The sequence below is a fragment of the Pseudomonas sp. G(2018) genome (genome assembly GCF_005502415.1).
Taxonomy (GTDB): Bacteria; Pseudomonadota; Gammaproteobacteria; order Pseudomonadales; family Pseudomonadaceae; genus Aquipseudomonas.
On sequence record NZ_SCOO01000029.1, the window covers coordinates 77686 to 89752 of the forward strand.

At 58.8% G+C, this 12067-nt stretch carries 13 protein-coding genes; 6 read left to right on the forward strand and 7 right to left on the reverse strand.

Annotation, left to right across the window (positions count from 1 at the left end; all coding sequences use genetic code 11):
* Position 1: 1 nt before the first annotated feature.
* The gene (gene ssuD / locus FFS64_RS23390; protein ID WP_137807326.1) at positions 2–1147 is read right to left on the reverse strand and encodes an FMNH2-dependent alkanesulfonate monooxygenase; all 1146 of its coding nucleotides are present in this window, start codon (positions 1145–1147) and stop codon (positions 2–4) included.
* A gap of 10 nt (positions 1148–1157) precedes the next feature.
* Entirely contained in the window at positions 1158–1721 is a 564-nt protein-coding gene (gene msuE, locus FFS64_RS23395; RefSeq protein ID WP_137807327.1) for an FMN reductase, read from the reverse strand.
* Between the two features lie 409 nt (positions 1722–2130).
* Here msuE and FFS64_RS23400 point away from each other — a divergent pair, with 409 nt between their 5' ends.
* The 4 genes from FFS64_RS23400 to FFS64_RS23415 all read left to right on the forward strand — a co-directional run bounded on the left by FFS64_RS23400 (position 2131) and on the right by FFS64_RS23415 (position 6361).
* Positions 2131–2400: a hypothetical protein gene (locus FFS64_RS23400; protein WP_137807328.1), complete on the forward strand. Its 270-nt coding sequence runs from the start codon at positions 2131–2133 to the stop codon at positions 2398–2400.
* A 101-nt stretch (positions 2401–2501) separates the two neighbouring features.
* Positions 2502–3116 carry a LysE family translocator gene (locus FFS64_RS23405; protein ID WP_137807329.1) on the forward strand — a complete coding sequence of 205 codons (615 nt, stop codon included), beginning with the start codon at positions 2502–2504 and terminating at the stop codon, positions 3114–3116.
* Positions 3117–3321: 205 nt separating this feature from the next.
* Positions 3322–4479 (forward strand): cysteine desulfurase family protein, encoded by a 1158-nt coding sequence (locus FFS64_RS23410; RefSeq protein ID WP_137807330.1) that lies wholly within the window; start codon positions 3322–3324, stop codon positions 4477–4479.
* Positions 4480–4552: 73 nt separating this feature from the next.
* The gene (locus FFS64_RS23415) at positions 4553–6361 is read left to right on the forward strand and encodes an aminopeptidase P family protein (RefSeq protein WP_137807331.1); all 1809 of its coding nucleotides are present in this window, start codon (positions 4553–4555) and stop codon (positions 6359–6361) included.
* Here the strand turns inward: FFS64_RS23415 and FFS64_RS23420 are convergent.
* Positions 6354–7274 (reverse strand): LysR family transcriptional regulator, encoded by a 921-nt coding sequence (locus FFS64_RS23420; protein WP_171017122.1) that lies wholly within the window; start codon positions 7272–7274, stop codon positions 6354–6356. The two genes, FFS64_RS23415 and FFS64_RS23420, sit on opposite strands and share 8 nt — an antisense overlap.
* Before the next feature lie 104 nt (positions 7275–7378).
* On the opposite strand from FFS64_RS23420, the gene FFS64_RS23425 reads away from it, so the two are divergent.
* Positions 7379–8377: a zinc-dependent alcohol dehydrogenase family protein gene (locus tag FFS64_RS23425; RefSeq protein ID WP_137807333.1), complete on the forward strand. Its 999-nt coding sequence runs from the start codon at positions 7379–7381 to the stop codon at positions 8375–8377.
* On the opposite strand, the gene FFS64_RS23430 is transcribed toward FFS64_RS23425, so the two are convergent.
* Complete coding sequence (locus FFS64_RS23430) at positions 8374–8964, reverse strand: 2-hydroxychromene-2-carboxylate isomerase (RefSeq protein ID WP_137807334.1); 591 nt, start codon at positions 8962–8964, stop codon at positions 8374–8376. The two genes, FFS64_RS23425 and FFS64_RS23430, sit on opposite strands and share 4 nt — an antisense overlap.
* 35 nt (positions 8965–8999) lie before the next feature.
* Positions 9000–9728 (reverse strand): SDR family oxidoreductase, encoded by a 729-nt coding sequence (locus FFS64_RS23435; RefSeq protein WP_137807335.1) that lies wholly within the window; start codon positions 9726–9728, stop codon positions 9000–9002.
* Positions 9729–9820: 92 nt separating this feature from the next.
* Here FFS64_RS23435 and FFS64_RS23440 point away from each other — a divergent pair, with 92 nt between their 5' ends.
* Positions 9821–10381, forward strand: a complete 561-nt coding sequence (locus tag FFS64_RS23440; protein WP_137807336.1) for a TetR/AcrR family transcriptional regulator — start codon at positions 9821–9823, stop codon at positions 10379–10381.
* 15 nt (positions 10382–10396) lie between these two features.
* Here the strand turns inward: FFS64_RS23440 and FFS64_RS23445 are convergent, their stop codons facing one another.
* Entirely contained in the window at positions 10397–10678 is a 282-nt protein-coding gene (locus FFS64_RS23445) for a hypothetical protein (protein WP_137807337.1), read from the reverse strand.
* Positions 10679–10845: 167 nt separating this feature from the next.
* Complete coding sequence (rhtA, locus tag FFS64_RS23450) at positions 10846–11733, reverse strand: threonine/homoserine exporter RhtA (protein WP_137807338.1); 888 nt, start codon at positions 11731–11733, stop codon at positions 10846–10848.
* Positions 11734–12067: the final 334 nt, after the last annotated feature.

Sequence of the window (12067 nt, forward strand, 5' to 3'; positions counted from 1 at the left end):
GTCAGGCCGAGGCTTTGGCAGGCAGCACATCATTGGCAATCATTTCGCCAAACGGCCCGGTCAGATTGGTGACACCGCGCCCGGCAAGGCTGGCGTATGGCTCGGGCAGTAGCGGGAACACCAGTTCGGCAAAGCGATAAGCTTCTTCAAGATGCGGATAGCCGGAGAAAATGAAACTCTCGATCCCCAGGTCCGCGTACTCCTTGATGCGCGCCGCCACCTGTTGCGGATCGCCCACCAACGCCGTCCCGGCACCGCCACGCACCAGGCCGACGCCAGCCCACAAATTGGGCGAAATTTCCAGGTTGTCGCGACGCCCGTCATGCAGTGCCGCCATGCGCCGTTGACCTTCCGAATCGAAGCGCGAGAACGACTTTTGCGCCGCAGCGATGGTTTCGTCACTGATGTGTTCGATCAGTTTGTCCGCGGCTTTCCACGCTTCTTCGGCGGTTTCGCGCACGATCACATGCAGGCGAATCCCGAATTTTACCGTGCGTCCATGACGCGCAGCACGCTCACGGACGTCGGCAAGCTTTTGCGCCACAGCGGCGGGTGGTTCGCCCCAGGTCAGGTAGACATCCACCTGTTCGGCAGCCAGGTCATGGGCGGCATCGGACGAACCGCCGAAGTACAGTGGGGGATAGGGTTTCTGCACCGGTGGATACAGCGCCTTGGCGTTTTGCACTCTCAGGTGTTTGCCCTCGAAATCCACCGATTCGCCTTGCAGCACCCGGCGCCAGATCTTTAGGAATTCGTCGGTGACTTCGTAGCGTTCGCTGTGATCGAGGAAGCTGCCGTCACCGCGGTTTTCATCAGGATCGCCGCCGGTCACGACGTTGATCAGCAAGCGGCCGTTGGACAGGCGATCTAGCGTGGCGGCCATGCGCGCCGATACGGTCGGCGAAATGATCCCGGGGCGGATCGCCACCAGATAACGCAGACGCTCGGTCAACGGCACCAGCGCCGAAGCGATCACCCACGAGTCTTCGCAGGAGCGACCAGTGGGAATCAGCACACCGTGGTAGCCGAGGCTGTCAGCAGCCTGCGCCACTTGTTTCAGGTAGTTGAGAGTAACCGGGCGAGCACCCTGGGTAGTGCCCAGGTAGTGGCCGTCGCCGTGGGTGGGCAGAAACCAGAAAACATCCATGAAGAAGTCCTTAAGCGATTTTCAGCAGATTGTTGGGATACGCACCGAACAACGGCGCGGCGCGTTCTGCAGCAAGACGAATGCGGGCCTTCAAGGGCTCACTGGTTATTTGGTAATGGGAGAAATCGGCTTCGGTGGCATACACGCCAATCGGCAAGGTCAGCGCCTGGAAGAAACTGAACAGCGGGCGCAACTGGTGATCGAGTACCAGCGCATGACGTTCGCTGCCACCGGTGGCAGCCAGCAGCACCGGGGTGTTGATCAGCGCATTCAGATCGATCAGGTCGAACAGGTGCTTGAGCAGGCCTGGGTAGGAACCGCGATACACCGGCGCGGCGACAATCAGCAAGTCGGCGTTTTCAATCGCTTGCAGCTCGGCTTCGATTTCCACGCTCACTTCCTGACGGGACAGCGCTGCGCCCAGTGGCCGGGCGATGTCGCCCAGTTCGATCAGCTTGCTCTCGATCGGCAGTTGCTCGGCCAATTGCGCCAACAGCGCTTGAGTCAGCACCAGGGTGCGGGAAGGACGCCAGGTGCCGCCGGAGAGGGCAACGACTTTCAATGGACGCGACATGATCAGTTCCTTTTTAAACAGTTGCTGGGGGAGCAGTGAGTCATCACTGGGCTTAACCCCCTTGAGCAAGAGCTGTACCAATCCCTCGAAGCCTGGTTTTACGGGGCTTGCAGCGCGTTGATCAGACCGCGCTGTTGGTTTTTCAGGGCTGTTTGTTGAATGACTGTTGCCCGGCAAACAGTTGCGTGAGCAACAGTGCACTAGTGGATGAAGTTGTTATAAAGCTTCGTTTTTATTCCGTAAAAGAAGTTAAACAAATATTTATAGTGCCTTATGGAATATGTCATGTGGGACGGACTGAAATTAGGAAAACTCAATAACGACTATCGAGAGCGTTGATTTCTGCCCGTGCGAAGGCGCGAGTAGCCTGTGTTCATTGCCCCGAACCCAGATTGCCAGGACGCTCAAGATGAAAACCCTGATTACCACTTTGCTGCTGCTGAGCCTTTCCGTTCTTGCCGGATGTGCCAGCCATGTATCCCCGGAACTGCGGCCCTACACCGCCGAAGAAACCCGGGAATTGGCCTTGGAGGCGTTGAACCGCCGCGGTTTGTCCTTCGACGAATACCACGCGAAAAAAGCCGAAATACTCGGTGAGTCGCCAAAGACGTTTGGCTTCGACAAGCAGGGTGAAATGAACGCCGAGCGAGCTGTACAGCTGCGCGGTCGCCCAAGCTGAGCAAGAACTGTACTGCTCGAACTTTCACCTAACTGTCCATGGGTTTGCGCCGAGGTGTGCGATAGGGTCAATACCTGACCGACCCTGATGGACTGCCACCCATGACACTCTCGCTCGATCTGCTGCTGGGCTTCGCCCTGTTTGCCCTCGTCACCTCGATCACGCCCGGCCCGAACAACACGATGTTGCTGGCGTCCGGTGTGAACTTCGGCTTCAACCGCACCATTCCGCACATGCTTGGCATCACTTGCGGGTTCTTCGTGCTGGTCGTGGCGGTGGGTTTCGGCTTGGGCGCGGTGTTCCAGACTTACCCTGTGCTCTATACCGTGCTGCGATACGTTGGCGCGGCGTATTTGCTGTATCTGGCGTGGAAAATCGCCCATTCCGGGCCGGTTTCGGACAGTGACAAGGGCGAGGGCAAACCGATCAGCTACCTGGGCGCCGCCGCGTTTCAGTGGGTCAATCCCAAGGCCTGGATCATGGCCATCGGCGCGATCAGCACTTACACGCCGATGCAGGGTTACTTCACCAACGTCATCGTGATTGCCGCGGTGTTCGCCATCATTAACCTGCCGAGCGTCGGTGTCTGGGCCGCGTGCGGCACCCTTTTGCGCAACGTGCTGAAGGACCGCCGCTGGTTGCGCCTGTTCAACTGGGGCATGGCCGCGCTGCTGGTGGCATCGCTGTATCCGATCCTGCTCGAAAGCTTTAGCTGACGCATTGCTTCAACCGGTTGCCCGATGCCTGTTAAGCTCGCTTTTCAGGAGCGTTCCTACGCACTTTTAAATGAAGTTGTACTTCTTTAACGGCATCCGATCAGGTATTGGTAGCGTTCTGAAACCGGGCGCAGCTCACAAGGCTGCGTCTTGACGTTTACAGTCACGAGCTTCCTGATCCCGGAACACGCTCTGCGAGTCTTTTATGAATAAACGTCCGTTGTATTTCGACTACGCCGCCACCACGCCGGTGGATGAGCGGGTCATCAAGGTCATGGTCGAGTGTCTGGGGTTCAGCGGCAATTTCGGCAACCCCGCCTCCAGCTCCCACGCCTTCGGCCAACAGGCCCGGCAGTCGGTCGAGCAGGCGCGGCGCCAGGTCGCCGGACTGGTCGGCGCCACACCCGAAGAGATCGTCTGGACCTCCGGCGCCACCGAATCCAACAACCTCGCCCTCAAAGGCGTCGCCCAGGCGCGCGGCGTTGCCGGCGGCCACATCATCACCAGCCAGATCGAACACAAGGCTATCCTCGATACCGCGAAGCAGTTGCAGGATGCCGGTGTCGCGGTAACGTACCTGGTGCCGGACGCCGATGGCCTGATCACCCCGCAAGCGGTCAGCGAAGCCATGCGCGAGGACACCTTTCTGGTGTCGCTGATGCTGGTCAATAACGAACTCGGTACGGTCAACGACATCCCGGCCATCGGTCAGCTGGTGCGTGATCGCCAGGCGTTGTTCCATGTCGACGCAGCGCAGGGCGCAGGTAAAGTGGCGATTGACCTGGCCGAGTGGCCGGTGGACCTGATGTCCTTTTCGGCGCACAAACTCTATGGCCCCAAGGGTATCGGCGCACTGTACGTCGGCCCGCGCGCCCAACAGCGCTTGCTGGCACAGATCCACGGCGGTGGGCACGAGGGCGGTTTGCGTTCCGGCACCCTGGCGACGCATCAAATCGTCGCCATGGGCGAGGCTTTTGCGCTGGCGGCGGCTGCATTCGATGAAGAAAAAACCTTGATCGTGCAGCTGCGAGAGCGCTTGCTTGAGCAACTGTTCAGCATTCCCGGCGTACGCCTCAACGGCAGCCCGAGCCAACGCATCCCCCATACCTTGAGCCTGACCTTCAATGAAGGCGAGTTCAATTCGACGGCATTGCTCGCCTCGATCGCGTTTTCCGCGACCTCGGCCTGCAATTCCGCGAGCAATGCACCCTCCCACGTGCTGCTGGCCCTGGGGCATGACGCTCACGCGGCGAGTCGCACCATTCGCTTGAGCCTGGGACGTTTCACCACCGAGCAGGACATCGATCAAGCGGCACAATTGATTAAAGCAGCCTGCGCCAGTGCTCCGGCATTCTGGCAATAGGGCAAAAAGGCGCCGGCATTGATCGGCGCTACACAACAACACAAACAATGATAAGTGGTTAGCAGGAGTCACGATGAGTACGCAGTCTTCGATCAATGGATCGGTGCCCCAGCGCCTGGCGCAAACCCGCGAGCTGATGAGCCGGGAGGGCATTCACGCGCTTCTGGTGCCGTCGGCCGACCCGCACCTGTCTGAATACTTGCCGGGCTACTGGCAAGGGCGCCAGTGGTTGTCCGGTTTCCATGGTTCGGTCGGCACCCTGATCGTCACCCCGGATTTTGCCGGTGTCTGGGCCGACAGCCGTTATTGGGAACAAGCGACCAAGGAACTCAAGGGCAGCGGTATCGAACTGGTCAAGCTGCAACCGGGCCAACCGAGTCCTTTGGACTGGCTGGCCGAGCAAACCCCTGAGGGCGGCGTAGTCGCGGTCGATGGAGCGGTGATGGCCGTGGCCTCGGCGCGAACCCTGGGCAGCAAACTCGAAGATCGCGGCGCGCGCCTGCGCACTGACATCGATCTATTGAACGAAGTCTGGACTGATCGCCCGATTCTGCCGAACGAACCGATCTATCAGCACTTGCCACCGCAGGCCACCGTCAGCCGTGGCGAAAAACTCGCCAAGCTGCGCGAAGCCTTGCGGGCAAAGGGTGCCGACTGGCATTTCATCGCCACCCTCGATGACATCGCCTGGCTGTTCAACCTGCGTGGCGGCGATGTGTCGTTCAACCCGGTCTTCGTGTCTTTTGCGTTGATCAGCCAGCAGCAAGCCACTTTGTTCGTGGCTTTGAGCAAGGTCGATGCCCAGTTGCGTGCGGTGCTTGAGCAGGACGGCGTGACCCTGCGCGATTACAGCGAAGTGGCGGCTGCCCTGAACGCGGTGCCAAGTAGTGCGAGTCTGTTGGTCGATCCGGCACGCGTAACGGCCGGTCTGCTGGACAACCTGAGCAGCGGCGTCAAGCTGATCGAAGGCCTGAACCCGACGACCCTGGCCAAGTCGCAGAAGAGCCTGGCCGATGCCGAGCACATTCGTCAGGCCATGGAGCAGGACGGCGCTGCGCTCTGTGAGTTTTTCACCTGGCTCGACTCGGCGCTGGGCCGTGAGCGCATCACCGAGTTGACCATCGACGAAAAACTCACCGCTGCGCGTGAACGTCGTCCGGGTTACGTGTCGCTGAGCTTCAATACTATCGCGGCGTTCAACGCCAACGGCGCGATGCCGCATTACCACGCCACCGAAGAAGAGCACGCGGTGATCGAAGGTGACGGCCTGTTGCTGATCGACTCCGGTGGCCAGTACCTGGGCGGCACGACCGATATCACGCGGATGGTGCCGGTGGGAACACCGACGGCCGAGCAGAAGCGCGATTGCACTCGCGTGCTCAAAGGCGTGATTGCCTTGTCTCGCGCACAGTTCCCCAAAGGCATTCTGTCGCCACTGCTCGATGCCATCGCCCGCGCGCCGATCTGGGCCGAAAGCGTCGATTACGGTCACGGCACCGGGCACGGTGTGGGCTACTTCCTCAACGTTCACGAAGGCCCGCAAGTCATCGCCTATCAAGCTGCGCCGGCGCCGCAAACCGCGATGCAACCGGGCATGATCACTTCCATCGAACCGGGCACCTACCGTCCGGGTCGCTGGGGTGTGCGCATCGAGAACCTGGCAATGAACCGTGAAGCAGGAACCAGCGAGTTCGGCGAGTTCCTGAAATTCGAAACACTGACCCTGTGCCCGATCGACACCCGTTGCCTGGAACCGTCGCTGCTGACCGAAGAGGAAAAGCAGTGGTTCAACGCTTACCATGCCGAAGTGCGCGAGCGCCTGAGCCCGTTGCTCGACGGAGCGGCCCTGGAGTGGCTGAACACGCGTACGGCGGCTATTTGATGGGCTGAAGTTCAGGCGCGTTTTCCAGTGCCTGAGCCATGTAATCGATAAAAGCTTTGACCCTGGCGGATTGGCGACGATTCGCCGGGGACACGGCATGTATCGGCAGTGATTGCGCAGTGTATTCCCGCAATATCGCGGTCACTCTCCCGGCTTTCAGATCCTCGCTGAACAGCCATACCGGCGACAACGCAATTCCCAATCCTCCCAGCACCATCTCGCGAATCGCTTCGGAGTTGTTGCTTTGCGCATTGCCCTTGATCCGTACTTCGTGGCGCTGGGCACCTTTCTCATAAATCCATAGATTCGGACTGTTTAGCAGGTTGAACAGCAGGCAATTGTGCCCGCTCAGTTCCTGCGGTGTGCGGGGCTGACCGTGTCGCACCAGATAATCCGGGGTTGCGACCGTCACCCGGTGGGTGGTGCCGACATAGCGGGCGATCAAGCCACTGTCGTTCAATGTGCCAATCCTGAACGTGACGTCCAGGCCTTCGCTGACCAGGTCCTGGTTCTGGTCGCTCAGTTGCAGGTCGATCTGAACTTCAGGATGACGCCTGAGAAACTCCGGCAGACGCGGCGCAATCTGCAAGCGCCCGAAGCTGACCGAGGAACCGATTCTCAGTGGCCCTGCGATGACTTCCCGGCCGGACTGGAAGCTGTGTTCGGCGGCGTCCACCGCTGCGAGGATTTGCCGGCATTCGGTGTAGTAGCGCTGACCTTCATCGGTCAGGGACAGCCGTCGGGTGCTGCGGGCTATCAGCTTGCCCCCGAGTTCCGACTCCAGCGCTCGCAGCACTTTGCTGATGGTCGGCTGGCTGGTTTGCATCTCCCGGGCAACGGCGGAAAAGCTGCCGCGTTCGACCACCCGGACGAAAATGGCCATTGCATTGAGTTTGTCCACAGGGTTTCTCATTTATGCCAAATAGGCATGCTTACTATAGCGATATAGCGTCTTATCGGCATGAGTGGGTTGACGGAAGATCAATCCTACAACCACTTCTGACGGAAATAGGCGAAATGACTGACTCACTGCACATGCGCGCGCTGATTGTTGACTCGGCTAATGCACCGCTACGCTTGGCTTCCATTCAGCGACCGATACCTGGAGCGGGGCAGGTGCTGGTGCGGGTTGCCGCCAGCGGGGTGAATCCGCTGGATGGGAAAATCCGCTCAGGCCAGGCCGCTCATGCACGTCAGCCGTTACCGGCGGTGTTGGGCATGGATCTGGCGGGAACGGTCGAAGCCTTGGGGGAGGGCGTATTTGGCTGGGAGCCGGGCGATGAGGTTTACGCCATGGCAACAGGGATTGGCGGGTTCCAGGGTTCACTGGCCGAGTACGTGGCGGTCGATACGCGGCTGCTGGCGCGTAAACCGGGCAATTTGAGCATGCGTGAAGCTGCAGCGTTGCCGTTGGTACTGATCACGGCGTGGGAAGGATTGGTCGACCATGCTCGGGTCCGGGCGGGTCAGAAAGTGTTGATTCACGGCGGGGCGGGTGGAGTGGGGCATGTCGCCGTACAAATCGCCCGTGCATTCGGTGCCGAGGTGTTTGCTACGGGGTCTGCGCGGCAGCAAAGGCTGATAGAGGGGGTGGGGGCGACCTTTATCGATTATCGCGAGTCGTCGGTCGAGGGTTATGTAACTGAGTACACGGCCGGGGAGGGATTCGATATCGTCTATGACACGGTGGGTGGTGAAACACTGGATGCGTCATTCAAGGCTGTGCGGATGTATCACGGTCATGTGGTGAGTTGCCTGGGCTGGGGCCAGCACAGTCTCGCGCCACTTTCATTTCGCGGGGCGACTTATTCCGGTGTCTTCACCTTGTTGCCGCTGCTGACGGGGCATGGACGTGAGCATCACGGTGAAATTTTGCGCGAGGCGGCAAGCTTGATCGAGGCGGGCAGGCTCACACCGATGCTCGATCCACGGCGGTTCACTTTGCAAACCGCCGAGGCCGCCCATGGGCTGCTCCTGTCGGGGGCGGCACAGGGGCGGTTGGTCATCGAGGTTTAAACCAGGGCTTCGCGGACGAATTCCAGACGGTCCTGGCCGAAGAACAACTGACCATCGACAAACATGCTCGGTGCGCCGAATACACCGCGCTGGACCGCTTTCTCGGTGTTGGCCTTGAGCGCGGCTTTGACTTCCTCATCTGTCGTCAGGGCCAGCACTTCGTTGGGATCGAAACCATTCAGGGTTAGCACAGCCACCACAGTTGCCGGTTCATCGAGGCTGCGGCCTTCAACCCACAGCGCTTTGAACAGGCAATCGATGAATGCGGCAAAGCGCTCGGGATGGCGCAACTGCATGCCGGTGACCGCGCGCATGAGCATCAGGGTGTTGATCGGGAAATGCGGGTTGAACTTCAGTGGCACATCGTAGCGTCTGGCGTAGCGGTCGAGGTCCTGAAACATGTAGCGACCCTTGGCCGCAATGGTCGCGGGCGAAGCGTTGCCGGTGGCTTTAAACACGCCGCCAAGCAGGATCGGGATGTAGATCAACTGGCTGTCGGTTTGCTCACAGATCTTGGGCAGCTGGGTGTATGCCAGGTAGGTGGCGGGGCTGCCCAGGTCAAACAGGAACTCCACGGTTTTGCTCATGGTCGATTCACTCTGATTATTGTTGTAGGGGGGGCTTACCAGCGTTCGCTCCAGGGACGCAGGTCCAACTCGAAGGTCCAGGCGTCGCGGGGCTGGCTGTGCAGGTACCAGTAGTTCTCGGCAATGTGCTCAGGGTTGAGAATGCCGTCCTGATCCTTGGTGGCGTATTTTTCGGGGAAGTTGTCGCGGATGAAATCGGTATCGATGGCGCCGTCGACGATGATGTGCGCGACGTGGATATTCATAGGCCCGAGTTCGCGGGCCATGCTTTGCGCCAGCGCACGGATCCCATGCTTGGCCCCCGCGAATGCGGCAAAGCCGGCGGCACCGCGCATACCGGCAGTGGCACCGGTAAACAGAATCGTGCCCCGTTGTCGCTTGGCCATTCGCTTGGCCACTTCACGGCCGTTGAGGAACCCTGAGAAACAGGCCATTTCCCAGATCTTGAAATACTTGCGGGCAGTTTCTTCGAGAATGCTGCAGGGGACGTTGGCGCCGATGTTGAACACGAACGCTTCAATTGGGCCAATTTCGTTTTCGATCTGCTCGACCAGTGCCACCACGTCTTCTTCCTTGCGGGCATCGCAAGCGAAACCATAGGCGTCGCCACCGCTGGCGCGGATGGTATCTACCAAGGGTTGCAGCTTATCCGCGCTACGGCGGGTAACGCAGGCGACAAACCCTTCCTGTGCAAAGCGTTTGGCAATGGCGCCACCGGTGGCATCACCTGCACCAACAACGAGTACGACCTTCTTGTTATTCATGGGTAGATCCCTTTAGTAAACGATCGTTAACTAAACGAACGTTATGCTACGATTCGGTTAGCGTCAAGATGATCAACCCAGAGGAAAGGGCAATGCGTTACTCGGCCAATCACAAGCTGGAAACCAAGGAGAAATTGCTGCAAAGCAGTGCGGTGTCTGCCAAGAAGGCCGGTTTTTCCACGGTGGGTGTCGACGGCCTGATGAAAGCGATCGGATTGAGTGGTGGCGCTTTTTACAGCCACTTTTCGTCAAAGGATGAGTTGTTCGCTTCAATTGTCGAACGTGAATTGCGCCAGAGTCTTGAACGATTGGGGGCCGATCAGGATCGCGACAAGCTTGAGCGCTGCTTGAAGCGCTACCTCAGCATGTCCCATGTGGATCATCCGGAAACTGGTTGTGCATTGCCGGCATTGGGCGCCGAAATTGCCCGTTCCGACGTGATGATTCGACAGCAGGCGGAGCACTGGATTTGTCGACTTCAGGAGAGTTGGGCGCAGGTGCTGGAGAGCGACAGCCTGGCCTGGGCGATCCTGTCGCAATGCATCGGTGCGTTGGTAGTGGCGCGGATGCTTGCCACGCCAGAGCTTCAGCGTCGGGTACTGAAGTCCAGTTACGATGAGATCGGCCGTCAGATTAGCGGTACTGGAAACTGACGGCGAGGTATCAATTTATTTGCAAATGACGATCATGCTGCGGCTGGTATAGCCCGCGGGGTTGAGGCCAAACGGATAATCGCCGGGTTCTTCCACGGCATCCCCTGACTTGGCGATGACTTTGTATCCCTTAGGGGCACACGAGTTGGTAGCGTTGGCGTAGCACTTGTCCCAAGAGGATGACAGTCCGGAACAGTTGATGTGCAGCCCTTTCTTGCCGTGTTTCGTCTGCGTTTTCGACGTTGCCGCACAGCCCGCAACTGCCAGTACGGCGATCAGTATCAAAATTCGTTTCATTGCTTTCCTTGGTGCATTTCCGGATCTGACGCCCGGTCTGGCAGAATTCGCTTACGTTTGAAGCGTTCTGATATCCCTATCCTGAAAAATCCATGGCTTACACTAGGTTGCGGACCTAAACATGGCCTAAATGAGCGGTAAATACCAGCACCTCGTCAAATCTTGCATTAATCCGCCGCAACGGCGGGCTTTGAGGCGCTGCCCATGGTCATGGTGGCGCCGACGGAAGCCAGAATGATGCACAGGATAGCCATCCATTGTGACAGGGAGAGGAATTCATGAAGGAACAGCAAGCCTGACAGCGCACCGAATGCGGGTTCAATGCTCATCAATGTGCCAAAGGTCCTGGCCGGCATGCGCGTGAGTGCGACCATCTCCAGTGTGTAGGGTAGGGCGGTTGACAGGATGGCGACACCGATGGCGATCGGGATCAGGGACGGCGTCAGCAGTGCGGCACCCGCATGAACGATTCCGATGGGCGCCACGAACAGGGCGGCAATCATCACGCCCAGTGCAGCAGTCTGTACGCCGTTATCGGAACCGGCCTTTTGACCGAATAGGATGTACAGCGCCCAGCAGACCCCGGCGCCCAATGCGTACCCGGCGCCTGGCAGGTCGATACTCGCGGTTGTTGCACCGGTCGGTATCAGCAGCAGCAATCCGACAGCCGCCAGGGCTATCCAGAGAAAGTCGATTGCCCGGCGTGAGGCGTAAATGGCAACGGCCAATGGCCCGGTGAATTCCAGTGCCACCGCAATCCCCAGGGGGACTGTGCGCAAGGACATATAGAAGAGGAAGTTCATGCCACCGAGCGCCATGCCGTAGACGATGACGGTGCGCAGGGACTTGGCTGTGAGCTTCGCTCGCCATGGACGCAGCAATAACAGCATGATCACGCTGGCAAAAATCAGGCGCAGGGTTGTTGTCCCCTGGGCGCCGATGACAGGGAACATGCTTTTGGCCAGGGATGCTCCGGACTGGATCGATGCCATGGCTATTAATAGCAGACCCACCGAAAACAAGGTCGAGGCAAGGCTGCGAGGCTGATCATTCATTGAGTGGCATCGTCCTACTGTTTTTGGTATTGGGCAATATACTGCGCAATCACTGCGGGCGCGTCTATATATAGGTAGGTAATTTGTTCCTTCTGATAGAAAAACCAAATCAGTGCTTGACGGCAGATCTCAGGTGTCTATAATTCGCCCCACTTCCGGCGCAGTCGAAACGGAAAACTCCTTGGTAAACAATGAGTTACGCAGTTTTCGGCAGCAGGTTACTTCAGGTCATCGAAGCCGAAAGGGAGTTGAAAAAGAGGTGTTGACAGCAGCGAGTAACGCTGTAGAATTCGCCTCCCGCTGACGAGAGATCGAAAGCGCAAGTGGTTGAAGT